This window comes from Youxingia wuxianensis, from assembly GCF_014385085.1.
GTDB classification, from domain to species: domain Bacteria; phylum Bacillota; class Clostridia; order Oscillospirales; family Ruminococcaceae; genus Youxingia; species Youxingia wuxianensis.
Genome location: NZ_JACRTD010000005.1, coordinates 135435 through 150474, shown reverse-complemented (window position 1 = coordinate 150474; position 15040 = coordinate 135435). Strand labels below are relative to the sequence as shown.

At 50.5% G+C, this 15040-nt stretch carries 15 protein-coding genes; 2 read left to right on the top strand and 13 right to left on the bottom strand.

Annotated features, from left to right (window positions below):
• Positions 1–22: 22 nt before the first annotated feature.
• The 13 genes from H8705_RS08405 to H8705_RS08345 all read right to left on the bottom strand — a co-directional run bounded on the left by H8705_RS08405 (position 23) and on the right by H8705_RS08345 (position 12527).
• The gene (locus H8705_RS08405; RefSeq protein ID WP_195450538.1) at positions 23–439 is read right to left on the bottom strand and encodes a winged helix-turn-helix domain-containing protein; all 417 of its coding nucleotides are present in this window, start codon (positions 437–439) and stop codon (positions 23–25) included.
• The gene (locus H8705_RS08400) at positions 436–831 is read right to left on the bottom strand and encodes a metal-dependent transcriptional regulator (protein WP_262395379.1); all 396 of its coding nucleotides are present in this window, start codon (positions 829–831) and stop codon (positions 436–438) included. Before H8705_RS08400 ends, H8705_RS08405 begins: the two co-directional genes overlap by 4 nt.
• Positions 832–849: 18 nt before the next feature.
• Positions 850–2598: an ABC transporter ATP-binding protein gene (locus tag H8705_RS08395; protein ID WP_262395378.1), complete on the bottom strand. Its 1749-nt coding sequence runs from the start codon at positions 2596–2598 to the stop codon at positions 850–852.
• A complete protein-coding gene (locus H8705_RS08390; protein ID WP_262395377.1) occupies positions 2599–4383 on the bottom strand; it encodes an ABC transporter ATP-binding protein in 1785 nt (594 codons plus the stop codon).
• A 125-nt stretch (positions 4384–4508) separates the two neighbouring features.
• Entirely contained in the window at positions 4509–5975 is a 1467-nt protein-coding gene (locus tag H8705_RS08385) for an ABC transporter ATP-binding protein (RefSeq protein ID WP_262395376.1), read from the bottom strand.
• On the bottom strand, positions 5972–6724 hold the full coding sequence (locus H8705_RS08380; protein WP_195450533.1) for an energy-coupling factor transporter transmembrane component T: 753 nt from the start codon (positions 6722–6724) through the stop codon (positions 5972–5974). Before H8705_RS08380 ends, H8705_RS08385 begins: the two co-directional genes overlap by 4 nt.
• Positions 6724–7320 (bottom strand): MptD family putative ECF transporter S component, encoded by a 597-nt coding sequence (locus tag H8705_RS08375; protein WP_195450532.1) that lies wholly within the window; start codon positions 7318–7320, stop codon positions 6724–6726. Before H8705_RS08375 ends, H8705_RS08380 begins: the two co-directional genes overlap by 1 nt.
• Positions 7321–7450: 130 nt before the next feature.
• Positions 7451–8437, bottom strand: a complete 987-nt coding sequence (locus H8705_RS08370; protein WP_087334709.1) for a helix-turn-helix domain-containing protein — start codon at positions 8435–8437, stop codon at positions 7451–7453.
• Positions 8438–8470: 33 nt separating this feature from the next.
• A complete protein-coding gene (locus H8705_RS08365) occupies positions 8471–9277 on the bottom strand; it encodes a class I SAM-dependent methyltransferase (RefSeq protein ID WP_262395375.1) in 807 nt (268 codons plus the stop codon).
• A 24-nt stretch (positions 9278–9301) separates the two neighbouring features.
• Complete coding sequence (locus H8705_RS08360; protein ID WP_392392080.1) at positions 9302–10048, bottom strand: class I SAM-dependent methyltransferase; 747 nt, start codon at positions 10046–10048, stop codon at positions 9302–9304.
• A gap of 111 nt (positions 10049–10159) precedes the next feature.
• Positions 10160–10852, bottom strand: coding sequence for a class I SAM-dependent methyltransferase (locus H8705_RS08355; RefSeq protein ID WP_262395373.1), 693 nt, complete (start codon positions 10850–10852; stop codon positions 10160–10162).
• A gap of 18 nt (positions 10853–10870) precedes the next feature.
• Positions 10871–11656 (bottom strand): ZIP family metal transporter, encoded by a 786-nt coding sequence (locus H8705_RS08350; protein ID WP_262395372.1) that lies wholly within the window; start codon positions 11654–11656, stop codon positions 10871–10873.
• Positions 11657–11669: 13 nt separating this feature from the next.
• Positions 11670–12527, bottom strand: a complete 858-nt coding sequence (locus H8705_RS08345; RefSeq protein WP_262395371.1) for a class I SAM-dependent methyltransferase — start codon at positions 12525–12527, stop codon at positions 11670–11672.
• 233 nt (positions 12528–12760) lie between these two features.
• Here H8705_RS08345 and H8705_RS08340 point away from each other — a divergent pair, with 233 nt between their 5' ends.
• Positions 12761–13036, top strand: a complete 276-nt coding sequence (locus H8705_RS08340) for a metal-sensing transcriptional repressor (RefSeq protein WP_087180278.1) — start codon at positions 12761–12763, stop codon at positions 13034–13036.
• A gap of 103 nt (positions 13037–13139) precedes the next feature.
• On the top strand, positions 13140–15014 hold the full coding sequence (locus H8705_RS08335) for a heavy metal translocating P-type ATPase (RefSeq protein WP_262395370.1): 1875 nt from the start codon (positions 13140–13142) through the stop codon (positions 15012–15014).
• Positions 15015–15040: the final 26 nt, after the last annotated feature.

Here is a 15040-nt window from a genome sequence, read left to right as displayed (position 1 = left end):
GCGAAAGAAAATAGTGGTGGAATTACGGTTCATCGACATCCAGACAGTATCCGACTTCCCGCACGGAGCGAATGTAGAACGGGGCATCTGGATTAGCCCGATACAGCTTCTCGCGCAGGTTGCAGATATGAAAACCTATCGTATTGTTTTCGTTTCCTGTAGTGAAATCGCCCCAGACCTGTTCGTAAATCTGTGCGTAGGTCAGCACACGGCCTTTGTTGGTGGCCAGCAGCAGGAGAATCCGATATTCTTTTGCGGTAAGCTGAATCTCCTGGCGATCCCGAAAGACCTTTCGTCTGCTTGGAAAGATCTCAAGACCAGGGAGCGACACCATCGGTTCCTCATCAACCTCGATTTTTTCTATCTCAGGGTGGTTTTTGAGGATAGACAGGATCTGCTCCAAAACTTCCGTATCTCTTTCATGCAGCTCCAGAATCATGACTCGTCCGATGATATCACCGCTTTCTCGTTCAGTTTATAAGCAACTTTCAGTCGCTCAAAGGTTTCCTCGCTGATCACATGCTCAATCCGGCAAGCATCCCGTTCCGCCGTTTCGGGGTCTACGCCGGCTTCAATCAGCCGGTCGGTAAAGAAGCGATGCTTTTCGTAGGTGGCCTCGGCAACCTCACGGCCAAGGTCAGTCAGGTGCAGGAAGTGATCCTCGTCCATGAGCAGAAAGCCGCCCTTTCTCAGCGTAGCCACCGCATGACACACGCTGGGCTTCGATACCTCCATGTGCCGGGCAACATCCACGGAGCGTACCATGCCCATCTTCTTATGGAGAACCAGGATGGCCTCCAGGTAATCTTCACCCGACGCATGAAGTCTCATCGGGACCTCCCTTCACTACTATGCCAGGCTCCATCCGGCTGCATTCTTTCGGATATTGACAAAATCCTGATAGATACCAGGCTGCTCCAGAAGTTCCTCGTGGGTGCCATGCTGTGCGATTTGGCCGTTGTCAATTACCAGTATTCGGTCGGCATTCTGGATGGTGTTCAGACGGTGAGCAATCACAAGCAAGGTCTTACCCTTTACCAGTTCCGAAATAGCCTCCTGAATATAGCTTTCATTGTCGGTGTCAACACTTGCGGTAGCTTCGTCCAAGATGACGATAGGTGCATCCTTCAAGATACAGCGAGCAATCGAAATACGCTGTTTCTCGCCGCCGGAAAGCGTAGCACCGCCTTCTCCAACCACAGTCTGGAACCCGTCCGGCAAAGCCATAATGAAATCATAGCAGCGAGCTTTCTTCGCAGCCTTATAGACTTCTTCCTCCGTAGCATCCGGCTTCCCCATGCAGATGTTGTTATAGATAGTATCCTGAAACAGATACACTCGCTGGAATACCATACTAATCTGATCCATCAGCTCCGACAGAGGTATATTCCGAATATCCACACCTCTAATTGTCACACTGCCAGATTTCACATCCCAAAGCCGAGCCAGTAAGTTTGCGATGGTAGATTTGCCGCCCCCAGAAGGACCTACCAAAGCCGTCATGGAATTTTTCTTCATGTCAAAGTTAATGTGATGCAGCACTTCTTTATCCTGATAAGCGAAAGCAACATCATGGAACTGGACCTCCGGCTGTCCAGGATGTGCCTGGACCGGAAGATGTTGTTTTCCTGTGTCGGGAAGTTCCGGTTCCTCCAATACAGCCTCAATGCGATCCAGTGCGGCGTTCATCACGGTCAAGCGGGACGCCTCGCCATAGAGCGCCTTGAGCGGCCCGAACAGGTCAAAAACGAACAGAAGGACACCAAATACATAAGCCAGAGAGAGCGCATCGCTCCGCTCCAGAAATACCGCCAAGCCAAAAATCGCAGCAATCCCGATTCCATAAAGGATATTTAGCCCCATGGTCCACGGAGTCATCTTCCGTTCAAAAGCGAGGGAAGTATTTCTGGAACGCTTAAAATTCCCGGTCAGTTCTTCCGACTTCTCACCCAGCAGGTTATAACTCTTAATAACGCCAATGCCTTCCACAAAGGACAACACGGCATCAGTCAACCGTTCACTTTGTTCCTGACGGCCCGCCGCTTCCCGAAGGGATACTTTGTTCATTCCTCTGGATACCAGCCATGCCAAAACCGTTACGATGGCAGCAATCAGACCAAGCTGCCAGTTCAGATAAAACATGAAAGCCAGCAGAACCAGAGAGGACAGCAGATAGCTCATCATGTTGCCCAGCGTACTCATGGCAACTTCCTCAATAAACACCATATCGGTGCTGAGGACTGAACTGATTTTGCCGATGTTACCGGAAGTGAAGTAACCCATGGGCAGTTTACGCAGATGTCCGCCCAGCTCCATGCGCTTCTCGGCAAACATCAGATAGCCCGCAGCACTCTGGAGACTGTCGCTGAAATAGTGGACAATCATCTGCGCCAGCACAGCTGCAACAAGGCCAAGCCCCACATAGAGACAGGTCTGTTCAGTCAGTGTCCCAGCCGCAAATCCGCCCAAAACTACAAAGGCCAGAAAAATTGGCATTTTAGACAGGATGGACTCCAAAAATGCACAGACAAATGCCCCCTGGATTCGGCTCTTATAGTGACCGGAGAGTTTCAAAATTCTTGAAAACAGTGCAAACATTTAGTTTCCCTCCTTTGCAGTATGTACTTTCCATTCGGCGCTATCCTGGGCCGCCTTCCACAGTTTTTGATATTCCGGGCAAGACTGTATCAAGTCCTGATGCTTTCCTGCTGCAACCAGCTTGCCTTGGTCTATAACACAGATCTGATCGGCGTTCATAACAGCGGGCAGCTTATGAGCGATAACCACCAGGGTCTTATCCTTCACCAGTTCCGCAATCGCTGCCTCCATCTTCTCCTCGTTTTCGGGATCAGCGTAGGCGGTGGCCTCGTCGAGCACTACAATGGGGGCATCTTTCAAAATGGCTCGGGCCAGAGAAATACGCTGACGCTGACCGCCGGATAGCATCTTGCCCGCGTCACCCGCCATGGAATGGATGCCTTGAGGCAATTTCTCCAGAAATTCCATACACTGAGCCTTTCGCGTCGCCTCCAATACTTCTTCATCGGTGGCGTCCAACCGCCCAATGCGAATATTCTCCAGCAAAGAAGTGTTGAACAGGTATTGATCCTGCGCCACATAGGAAATGCGGCTGTTCAGAGCCTCCAAACTCATATCACAAAGTTTCTGCCCGCCAAGGGAGATGCTGCCTTTTTGCGGGTCATAGTAGTGGATCAGAAGTTTTGCCAGAGTGCTCTTGCCCGAGCCGGACTCTCCCACCAGGGCTGTTTTCTGACCAGCCTTGGCCGTAAAACTGATGTCGTGGAGCACTTCTTCCTCCACCACCATTGGCTTTCCGTCCGGGCCGGGTTGTGCCTTGGTGTAACCAAAAGAAACATGGTCATAAACGATGGAATCGTCTTTCCCGTGGAAGCTGTCAGGCGTCTGCTGAAGCTCCGGCGCATCTAAAACCTGCTCCAATGCAGAAATCTTGTAGTTAAGCTGGGGCATGGTGGGCAGGAAGCCCAGAGATTTTAGGAGTGGCATCCCGATGCTCAGGGAGAGGCACAGCACTAAAATCAGGTCCGGCAGGGCTGACCAGCCCGAAAGAACAAACCATGATCCCAAGGGCAGAGTGAGGATGATCGTGCAGGGTAATAGACTGCTGTAAATCGCCATCCAGAGCCATGCCGCCTTATACCACGCCAAGGTATAATCCCGATAATCCGAAACATCTTTACGAAACCGTTCATAGGAGTCCGCATCCTTGTTGAATACCTTGACAACTTCCATGCCGTTGATGTACTCGATGATGGTGTTGTTCATCTTCTGGCCAGCCATATAATAGGGACCCATTTTTTTCATGCCCACCGAGTACATGGTCATCATGGCGATCAGGCTGATGGGGATGGAAGCCAAGGACAGCAGTGCCAACTTCCAGTCCACGAAAAACATCGCCACATAGACTGCAATCGGGATCATCAGGTTTGCAATTCCCTCCGGCATGGAGTGCGCCAACAGGACCTCCAGACTGTCCACATCATCAACAAACAGCTTTTTGACCGTTCCGGTGCCTTTATCCTGGATCACTCCCAGCGGCAGTTTCTCAAACCGCTTTTGAAGGGCAGTTCGCAGACGAAGCAAAGTGTCATAGGCTGCCTTGTGTGAGATATTCAGTCCCCAGCCGTAAAAAATGGCTTGCAAAACCAGGCACAGCAATACTAAAACCACTCGCAGGATAATGAACGCAGCGTCGATTGTTTTCCCCATGACCAACGGCGCAATCACCTGGTAAGCCAGAATGAAGGGAATCACCCCCATAAGAACGCTGACCAGTACGACCACTGTAGCCACATACATATTTTTCTTATATGGCCCTGCATACTCAAAGATTTTTTTGAACATAAGCCCTCCTTATATTGTGCCGTACTGTCTGTATTTCAAAAGCAGGAGGCCGCCAAGGTGAGCGGCCTCCTATCATAATCTTTCTATCCAGTCAAGGCGGCCCTGACATTCATAATTTCTAAAGTTTACTGGCGGATTCGGAAAAAATCCAAAACCTTTTTACTGCCGGATTCGTCCAATGGATAGCTTTCTTTTATTTGCCCTTTTTCCATATGGACTACATAAGAACATCCCGCCATCACCAATTCTGGATCATGTGTAATAACAAAAAGCGTTTTGCCCTGATCTGCGAGTGATTTCAAACTCAGCGCCACTTCTCGCATATGTTTGAGATCAAGCCCGCTGGTAGGTTCGTCAAACACAATGATCTCCCGGTTACTCACAATGGCAGACGCAATCGCTACCCGCTGTTTCTGCCCGCCGGATAGCGAAAGCGGATGCCTGTCTTTGTATGCCAGCAGATCAAACTGTTCAAGGATTTTATCCACAACAGTTTCATCCTCGTTGTCCATGCTCAGAAGGACTTCATCTGTTACACTTTCAGTAAATAGCTGATGGCTGGTATCCTGCATTACCATATAGCAGTGTTTGAGCCGGGCTTTCCAATCAAGGGCTTTTCCGTCAACCTGCAAAATGCCACATTTCTTTTCCAGTCCGCAAATGCAGCGGGCCAGAGTAGATTTTCCCGCACCGTTCAGACCGATAATAGCAATCGTTTCTCCAATGGGCAATTTTGCATTCGGAATATGGAGACTTTCCGGTTCCCGCTTTTTATATGAAAAGCAAAAATTTTGAAGCTCCATCTGCTTAGCTATGTGCGTCTGATACTGATTAGCCGGTTTCAGTTTCGAGAGAGAAAACGGCCGCAGCCCCATTTCCTTTTGAGTGCTATCCGATAAGCTGTCAAAATCAGCAGGTGTGTATTCCTGTTTAATCTCCCTATTTTTTACATACAGCACACGATCCACAAGGTCGTGAAGGTAGTAAAGGCGGTGTTCTGCAATCAGAATTGTTTTACCCTGCTTTTTCCAGAGGCTCAGGACCTGCCGCAGATCGTCAATGGCAGACATATCCAAATTTGAAGATGGTTCGTCAAGGGCCATAATTCCCGGCAACAATACGCTTGAAGAAGCGCAGGCTATTTTTTGCTTTTCACCACCGGACAGAGCAAACACGCTCCGTCCCATCAAATCTTCAATATGATAATCGGAAACCGTCCGTTCCATCCTTTTTAGGATATCCTCTTGGGGATAGCCCAAATTTTCGCAGGCAAAGGCTAATTCACTATCCGTATCCACATTGAAAAACTGGCTTTTAGGATTTTGAAATACAGATCCCACCATAGCAGCCAAGTCATAAAGCGGCGTATCGGATACGCTTTTTCCGTCCAGAAAGACATTGCCCTCTAAATTGCCCTCGTAATAATGAGGCACCAGCCCGTTTACCAAACGAGTAATCGTTGTTTTCCCACAGCCGGATTCCCCTGTGAGTAAAACAAATTCCCCTGTTTTTATGGTGAGATTGATATTTCTAATCCCTCCGCCGCTGGAGCCTTCACCATAAGAAAAAGAAACATTTTGAAAATCTATCATGGCAAAATCCCTCCTGCGGTGATTATCGGTGAAGCAATCGCCCAAAGCACTACAAAGCTACAAAACAAGATCAGCACCACATCGGCAAAATTGAATTTAAGCTGGCAAATGTTTGTGCGTTTGACAGGAGCGCCGAGGCCACGGGTAATTGCCGCCGCTGAAAGTTCCTCACCGGTTTTCACGGAGCAGGTAATCATCGGGATCAGCTTATACTCCAATATTTTTGAAGATTTTTTTCCTCCAAGTTTAATCCCTCGCATTTTCATAGCGTCACTGATTGCTTCTGACTCCTGAAAGACAGTTGGAAAGAAGCGGAACATGACCGTTAAAGGAATCGTCACCTCTTTGGGCATATGGATTCTTTCCATGCCGGAAATCAATTCACTGACAGTTGTTGTTTTCACTGCATAGGCAGCAATCGCAACACTGGGAAGGATTCGGCAGAAGAATCCTGTTGTAAACAGAATGAGGAAATTTAATATCCCCGTAAGGTGCGGCAAAACATAAACTTGAACAGCATAAAAAGCAGAAAATACAGCAATATAGCTCACCGCTTTTGCACATTGTTTTGATGTAAACAGCAATATAGCCGGAACCGCACAAAGAACAAGGCGGATCAGCCCCATAGCTTCTCCGCCTGTCCCTCCCATGACAAAAATACTGATGATGAAGATGAGCAACAGCTTTGTACGCGGATCAAGCGGCAGGCCCGTTTCTGCTTTTTTGCTGAGTAGAATTTCCCGCGCCATTATGCAATACCAGCACGCTGGAAGTGCTTTTTACAAATGGCCTTTCCAATCAGGCCGCCAACAATACCAAACACAAAGCAGGCAACCAGCAGAATAGGAGCAATCCACATGGGCATATATGTATTCAGTGTAGCGGCATATTCTGCGCCATATCCCTCGGTCAGCATTACCAAATAGCTTTCACGGTTCAGGAAAATGGGAGCAAAGTTGCCAAACACCCAGATGCTGAACACTCCGCAGGAAAGGACTGTGCTTTTCGCGCTCTTGTAGTCAGCCTTTTTCAGAATCACATCAGCCAGCAGGCCACCAACGAGACCAGTTACCATAGTAAGATAGCCGTTACCGAAGAACACCATAATCAGGCCAATCAGGAAACCCATGATTGCGGTCATCCCGAATTTTTTAGCCTTTGTAACATACAGCATATAAGGGATGCCGCCAATCAAAGGGCACAGCACCGCCATCAGCGGAATAAAAATGGGAATAAAGCCAATCATCGCCACCAACATAACAATGACGACATAGATAACGGTGTAGATGCCGATGGTGATTAAGTCTTTTCCCTCAAGCCGGGAAGTTTTTTTCTGGGAACTCATACCAGTCTCCTCCTTATCTCTGAGAAAATGAAAATATGGTGCAGTTAGCATTACCTAACCGCACCACATAGAATATCAGTTATCGTAGACTAATCCAACCCAAAACCTACCCGTTTTGACCCAAAAACAGTCAGGCTTCTTTTTTTGTGCTATCGAACCGGCTTTCTCGGTAATTTTTTGGCGCCACTCCATATCTCTTTTTGAAGGCGGCTGCAAAATTGCTGGCTTTCCCATATCCGACTATCGTAGCAACCTCACTTACATTCCAGTTGCCTTCCAAAAGCAACTGTGCCGCCTGTGCCAAACGCTGCTCTATAATATATTGATGGATCGGCATACCGTAGAATGATGAGAACCCGCGTGTCAACTTCGTCATGCTCAAGTGTACCATACGAGATAATTCCTCACACGAAGGAGCAAATGCAAGCTGACCGTCTATAATTCTCTTGGCTTCCATAATGGCGGTCCTCTCAGTCCGAGACATCGAAATATCGTTGCCCATCAGGATGTCCAATTCAAGCACTTCGCTTAAATAAATAGAAAGCAGTTCCAGCAGCTTGCCATCTAAATATAAATAGCCAAGACCGCCGCGATACTGTGTGAACCGGCTTGTCTCCGCTAAAATTTGCTCCATAACGGGTGTTACCGGGACTTTAGAAATCCCGTTAAGAAGTTTCTTTTCATAAGCAGTTACTTCCTGCCCGTCAAAGTAATCTGCAAGAAGGCGAGAAAAATAGGAAACAGGGATTTTTATGCTCTTGAATAAGAAATTGCTGTCTTTTTTGTAGCAAATGTATTCTGTACCCCCGTGCCCAGCATAAATACAGGACTCATTCTTTTGAATAGAGACAGAACGCCGTTCATCCATGATGCCCCAGGAAATTCCGTCATTCAGGCAGAAAATAATTTGCATATACTCCTTGCTGACACATCCCTGCACATTCATATCAGAGCGGTAGTTTAATTCCCAATCAGAAAGAATCACCCCATGCTTAATTTTTGTTTGAGTAATACGTCCGCTCCCTAATTCATTGGGGATATCCAAAGCAATAGTTTGTGGAGAATTGGAAAGCAAATCATTATAGAGTTGATTGAGGTAACAATTATCATAGATCATGGGGAGATTTCACCTCTTTTCACATAAAAATTTCTATAACTTCAACTGTACCATCTTCACCATACCGAACCGGTCTGAAACCGCCATGCTGACCTTAGTGGACAGCTTCAATCCGGTTCGGGGGATATGGCGGTAATAAGGCTCCTCAGCCAGCACCCTGACCCCGCTGCCGGTTTTCCCGGCCAGCACCGATGCGGAATCCACATAGAAAAACATCTGAGCATCCCCGTGGCCCACCTGCTTCATGTACTTTTTCCGCATCATGGCCATGCCGCTTTTGCTCACGGTATCAAAGACGATTTCAATCTCTCCAAACCCCGTGAGCATCCGCAGGAGGCCCACAACCTTGCTTTCCTCAAAATAGTGGAACAGGCCGCCGGCGGTGACCAGAATGGGAGCATCCGGCGCATCCGTGCGGATCTGTCTGATCCAGTCCTCAGCAAAGGCGTCTCCGGCAAGATAGGTCCCCCGCTCCGGCTCAGGCAGCAGCTCCCGACGGTATTCCACCACATGGGGCAGATCCACGGCATACCAGTGCGACCTTCCATTGTCGCAGCGATAATAGGCCGTCTCCAGACCGCAGCCCAGCTGGACGATCACACCGTCCGGCCTGTGCTCCAGAAAGGTCCGGATGTACCGGTCCATATTGGCGGACCGGACGGCGGAGGCCAGCAGAGTATACTGGCTCTGTCCGTCCTGCTCCGGCAGGCTGGAAGGCAGTTTCTTTTTCAGTTCCAGCGCCTTGGGATCGTACAGGATCTGCGGGCAGTACTCGCTGGCATAGATCCTGCCCAGCATGGGGACAAACAGCGTGTCCTCTACAACGCCCAACTTGGACATGGTCAACCCTCCTGTTTGGACAAATTACTTTCTGCCCACAAGCAGCCGGGAAGAGCCCAGCATCATCATGGCAGCCCGGCGGCGTGAACCGAAGGCTTCTTCCGCGGTATCAATGAGCCGGACATCCTGATAGCCCATCTCCCGCAGTTTTTGGGCAAAGGCATCCATATCGCCGTACAGCCTGGGTTTCATATCATCGTTCAGCGCGAAGACGCCGCCTTTTTTCAGCACCCGCAGGCTCTCCAGCAACAGTTTATGCATATCGGCTCCCATGACATTGTGGTAGACATAGTTGCTGATGACCGCGTCAAAACTCTCATCGGGGAAATCCAGATGATTAGCGTCACCATGCCGGAACACACACCGGGAGGCCACGCCCTCGCTGGCGGCGTTTTTCTCACAGAGGGCCTTGCTGTAATTGTAAACAGCTCCCCAGTAGTCCATGCCAGTGACCTTTGCCTCCGGCCAGGTCAGGGCCGCACGGATCGACAGGGCCCCGGAGCCGCAGCCGACCTCCAAGAGACTGCCCTGGCCGTCATAGTCCAGATGAGAGAGAACGACCCGGTGAACCTGTTCCATGATCCCGCCGCCGCCAAAGGCATACTGGCGCCTGATCCATGCGATCCAGACCAGCAGGGCTGCCAGCGCCGCCGTAACAACAGAGAACAGAACGCCGAGAGCCGTGATGTGGATCACCGAAAAGGAGAGTATGGCCAAAACCACGGCCAGCGCCGTGATGCCGCCGATAATATAGAACACGGGATTGGACATCCAGCTTCCGTAGTCTTCGCCGTGGCTGCCGAGACGGATTTCTGCTTGTTGATTACGCTTTTGCTGCATTCGATTTTCCTCCCTGTCATTTAATATTTGTGTACAATTCGTTTACGGGTGTTTCTCCTTCGCCTTCCGGCAGACAAAGGACGCTATGCCCTGAACGGTGCGAACCTTTGCCGGCCCGAATGTTTCCTCCAGACGATGCCGCAGGCTCTCCGCCGTCTCAAAGGGCGGGGTGAACCAGCCCTTTGGCACATACAGCCTGCGGATCAGCCAGTCCGTGCGGCGGTTTTGTCCCCGCACATAGAAGCAGCCGCAGAAGGTCCCGCTGGGCCGCAGTACACGAAAGATCTCCCGCCAGGCGGCCTCCTTGTCCGGGAACGCATGAAAGCCGTTGAGTGAGAGCACGATGTCGAAACTGCCGTCCCCAAAAGGCAGCGCCCCAACATCCCCCTGCTGAAAACGCACATGGGAAAGTCCCTCGCCCCGGCATTTTGCCCATTCCAGCATCTCCGGCGAGTAATCCAGGCAGGTGATCTCCGCCTCCGGCATTTCCCGGTAGAGGGGCATGGTCAGGATACCGGTACCCACGGGGACTTCCAGCAGTCTTCCGGAAAACCCCTCCGGTATTCCGGAAAGGGCGACGCAAAGGTAGTCCTGGGTTTCCGCCCGGCCCATTCCCCATACCAGACGGCACACCGCCCGGCCTGACAGGGTGGAACAGGTGATCATGCCATCATAAAATGTCCGTTTGCCTCCCAATCCCCGGTAGGCGTTTTGAATCCGCTCTTCTTGTCCCATTTTTTCACCTTCACTCACTCAAGCACCCAGCGCCACATCCAGCGTCATCATAAGGGTAAAACCGACTGCAAACAGAATAGTCCCTATATTGGAGTGCTTTCCCACTGACATCTCCGGGATCAATTCTTCCACTACCACATAGACCATCGCTCCAGCGGCAAAGCTCAGGGCGTAGGGCAGTACCGGAACCAAAATCCCCGCCAGAAGGATGGTCAGAATCGCACCTATGGGCTCCACTGCACCGGAAAGCGTTCCGTACAGAAAGGATCGGGATTTGGAAAATCCCTCCGCTTTCAGGGGCATAGATATGATCGCACCCTCCGGGAAATTCTGAATGGCGATCCCCAGAGAAAGGGCCAGAGCCCCCGTCAGCGTGATACCGCTGTCTCCGTAGAGCCACCCGGCATAGACCGCCCCTACCGCCATTCCCTCCGGAATATTGTGCAGCGCCACAGCCAGGGTCAGCATGGTCGTCTTTCCAAGACTGCTTTTGATGCCCTCAGCCTCCGCGCTACCGCGGTGCAGATGCGGGATCAGCCGATCCAGTCCCAGCAAGAAAAAGACGCCGAGCCAGAAACCCACAACGGCGGGGACAAAGGACCACCGCCCCATGTCCGCTGCCTGCTCCATCGCGGGCAGCAGCAGGCTCCAGATGGAAGCCGCCACCATGACCCCCGCCGCAAAGCCGGTGAGCGCACGCTGTACCATCTCACCCAAATTGTTCCGCAAAAAAAAGACGCAGGCCGCCCCCAGTGTCGTCCCGGCAAAGGGAATCAGCAGCCCTTGCCATAGTTCAATCGGCATATTCTCCTCCAATCTAACCGTGAATGTATTCCGCAAAGTCGATCCGGACGATCTGCAGGTGCATCGGTCCGTCGGCCAGCTTTGCCAGCAGCTGGTGGACGGGCCGAACCGCCGGATCATGAAGCGATTGATAGCCCAACATATAGCCCCGGCTGGAAACAGAAAAAAGCAGCGACCAGGGCTCCAGCTCCCCCTTGGCGTCCTTGACGGAAAAATAGGCGCCCACATCCCGGATGCCCGCCTGCTTCACCCAGGTTTTCAGCATGAGCCGGACAGCCGTTTTCCCGGCCGTGTCAAAGACGAGCCGCCCTCCTGGGAAGCGTTTTGCGACGCCTGTGGCCAGAGTTCTGACCTCTTCTGTCGTGAAGTAATAGAAGACCCCGGCGGCAAACAGCACCGCCCCATCATCAGGATCAGCGCGGACAGCATCCATCCAGTGCGGGTCTTTCAGATCAAAGGCCAGGTTTTTCTCCCGCTCTCCGGGAGGAAGCAGGCGATCCCGCAGCTTGATCACATCCGGCAGGTCGATGTTCCAGATGCTGCACCGACCGTTGTCACAGGCCCGCCCGGTATTGTCCAGACCGCAGCCCAGATTGATGACGGCGGCTCTGGGATGGGCATTCAGATAGTCCCGCACCTCCCAGGCGAGGTCGTTTTGGCGCATGGCCACCTCCAGCGCACCGAAGGTCTGCATCAGACTGTTTGCCTGCCGCTCCAAAGGAGAAAAGTCGTAGTCCACCTTTTCCATCAGCATTGCCGCCGTTGAGTCCTGATAAAGGCCAGGGAACCGCTGTGAGCAAAGCCGCCGGCCATACAACGGGATGATGAGAGTCTCCTGCACGGAGTCCTTCTCGATTTTATACTTCTCCATAGTCCCTCCTCAAAAGGTGTAGTACCCTATGTTTGATTATAGTTAGCTATCGCTAACCAGTCAAGTCATTTTCTCTATTTATAAATCATTTTCCCTCTAAGTCGCTTTTCCAGATTTATGAGTACATGGAACCAATCGCTTTTTATACCCCTTCCGATCCAGCTGCAGATTGACAATACGCTGCAAGTTCGATATACTTTACATATACCCCTAATGGTATGGAGGCGACTATTGTGAGACAGTGCATGGATGCGGATAATCTGCACCGCAGACTCAAGAAAATCATTGGTCAGGTTCAGGCGATTGACCGAATGATAGATGAAGATGTCCCCTGTGAGGATGTTCTTGCTCAAATCAATGCTGCCAAATCTGCGCTTCACGGATGCGGAAAGGTGGTTTTGGAGGGGCATATTCGCCACTGTGTCCGGGATGGCATTGAGCACGGGGATGCGGATAAAACAATCGAAAGTTTTACAAAAGCTGTAGAACGATTTTCCAACATGGGTTAATACCAAATGAGGCAGCCGAAAGGCTGCTTTATTTCTTGACAAAATATACCCCCATGGGTATAATATACATATACCCCCTACCGTATGAAAGAGAGGAACAATCATGAAAGTGCTTGTCAAAAGGCTCGAATCGTTATTGGAATTGGGCGGCATCAAAAAGGATATTATCTTTTTAATTATCTCCGGAGCTGCAGTGCTGCTTAGCCTGCTGGATGTCCGTCCATTTCCTTTTGATATGGCATGGATTGCGATTATCCTGTGTGGTATTCCGATTATTTTAGAGGCGATTATTGGTCTGGTCACCTCCTTCGATATAAAGGCGGATGTGCTGGTATCATTGGCTCTGATTGCCTCTGTTGCGATTGGTGAAGATTTTGCCGCAGGTGAAGTGGCGTTTATCATGCAGCTTGGCAGCCTACTGGAGGAACTGACTGTAGCCAAAGCCCGCGCCGGGATTGAGAAGTTGGTGCATCTGACACCCCAAACGGCTCGGGTGCTGCGCGATGGAAAGGAAAGCATTGTTCCTGCTGAACAGGTGCAGGTTGGAGATCTGCTCCGCGTTCTGCCGGGAGAAAGCGTGCCGGTGGATGGCAAAATCGTATCTGGGCAAACCTCGATCAATCAGGCTGTGATGACTGGTGAATCACTGCCCGTAGACAAGACAGTGGGGGACGAAGTGTCCAGCGGCACAGTGAATCAGTTCGGCGCTTTTGAGATGGAAGCCACAAAGGTGGGTGAGGACAGTTCGATTCAGCGTATGATCCGTCTGGTGCAGAGTGCAGATGCAGGAAAAGCCAAAATTGTAGGGCTTGCCGATCGTTGGGCAACCTGGATCGTTGTGATCGCCTTGAGTGCCGCAGCCATCACTTGGCTTATCACAGGGGAGATCATCCGTGCCGTAACCATTCTGGTGGTATTTTGCCCCTGCGCTCTGGTGTTGGCTACCCCTACCGCAATCATGGCCGCCATCGGAAACGCCACAAAACACGGCTTTTTGGTGCGCGAGGGGGATGCGCTGGAGCGGCTCGCAAATGTAAAAGTAATAGCCTTTGACAAAACAGGCACGCTTACATACGGGAAGCCAAAAGTCATGGATGTTGTAAGCGTATCCGATCAATATACAAAAGAACAGATTTATCGTTTGGCCGCTTCTGTTGAACTGCTGTCAGAACACCCTCTGGGCAAAGCCGTAGTAAACTGCTATAAAAGCGAATACGGTGCGGAACTGGAACCAGTGCATCATTTCCAGATGATTCCCGGCAGAGGAGTTTGCGCACAAACAGAGGCAGCAGAACTCCTGGCAGGTAATCTGGAACTTTTGAATGAACATGGCGTCTTTATGGAATCGGTTCCCACAGTGGATGAAACGATCTGCAAGGGCGGGACTATTATCTATCTTTCGGCAGACGGTATGCTTGCCGGCTATCTCACTCTCTCCGATACGCTGCGGAAAGAAAGCGCAGATATGATCCATACGCTTTTTGAACTAAATGTACAGCCGGTATTGTTGACCGGAGATCATGAGAGTGCCGCAAACGCCATTGCAGGTCAGCTGGACATTCATGAAGTACACGCCAATTGCTTACCAGAGGACAAGCTGAATTCCATTGGCGCATATCAGGAAACAGGGAAACCCGTGTGCATGATCGGGGACGGCATCAATGATGCTCCAGCCTTGAAAAAAGCAGATGTGGGCATCGCTATGGGCGGCGTTGGCAGCGACATTGCTGTAGACGCAGCAGATATCGCGCTGGTAGATGACGAAGTAAAGGAACTGCCGCATTTGATTGAGCTTTCCAAGCGAATGATGACAACGATCAAGTGCAATCTGACATTTTCTATGGCTCTTAATTTTTTGGCCATCATTCTCGCCATCAGCGGGACTTTGAACCCTGTAGTCGGAGCATTAGTACATAATGCGGGCTCAGTACTTGTTATAGCAAACTCTGCAATTTTATTGAATTGGGAAAAAAGATAATGCTATTTCACATTCGATAAAAACAT

Bases quoted from the DNA above. Each gene is read 5' to 3' on its own strand.
- H8705_RS08405 (WP_195450538.1), bottom strand. From the start codon at position 439: ATGATTCTGGAGCTGCATGAAAGAGATACGGAAGTTTTGGAGCAGATC.
- H8705_RS08400 (WP_262395379.1), bottom strand. From the start codon at position 831: ATGAGACTTCATGCGTCGGGTGAAGATTACCTGGAGGCCATCCTGGTT.
- H8705_RS08395 (WP_262395378.1), bottom strand. From the start codon at position 2,598: ATGTTTGCACTGTTTTCAAGAATTTTGAAACTCTCCGGTCACTATAAG.
- H8705_RS08390 (WP_262395377.1), bottom strand. From the start codon at position 4,383: ATGTTCAAAAAAATCTTTGAGTATGCAGGGCCATATAAGAAAAATATG.
- H8705_RS08385 (WP_262395376.1), bottom strand. From the start codon at position 5,975: ATGATAGATTTTCAAAATGTTTCTTTTTCTTATGGTGAAGGCTCCAGC.
- H8705_RS08380 (WP_195450533.1), bottom strand. From the start codon at position 6,724: ATGGCGCGGGAAATTCTACTCAGCAAAAAAGCAGAAACGGGCCTGCCG.
- H8705_RS08375 (WP_195450532.1), bottom strand. From the start codon at position 7,320: ATGAGTTCCCAGAAAAAAACTTCCCGGCTTGAGGGAAAAGACTTAATC.
- H8705_RS08370 (WP_087334709.1), bottom strand. From the start codon at position 8,437: ATGATCTATGATAATTGTTACCTCAATCAACTCTATAATGATTTGCTT.
- H8705_RS08365 (WP_262395375.1), bottom strand. From the start codon at position 9,277: ATGTCCAAGTTGGGCGTTGTAGAGGACACGCTGTTTGTCCCCATGCTG.
- H8705_RS08360 (WP_392392080.1), bottom strand. From the start codon at position 10,048: ATGTCCAATCCCGTGTTCTATATTATCGGCGGCATCACGGCGCTGGCC.
- H8705_RS08355 (WP_262395373.1), bottom strand. From the start codon at position 10,852: ATGGGACAAGAAGAGCGGATTCAAAACGCCTACCGGGGATTGGGAGGC.
- H8705_RS08350 (WP_262395372.1), bottom strand. From the start codon at position 11,656: ATGCCGATTGAACTATGGCAAGGGCTGCTGATTCCCTTTGCCGGGACG.
- H8705_RS08345 (WP_262395371.1), bottom strand. From the start codon at position 12,527: ATGGAGAAGTATAAAATCGAGAAGGACTCCGTGCAGGAGACTCTCATC.
- H8705_RS08335 (WP_262395370.1), top strand. From the start codon at position 13,140: ATGAAAGTGCTTGTCAAAAGGCTCGAATCGTTATTGGAATTGGGCGGC.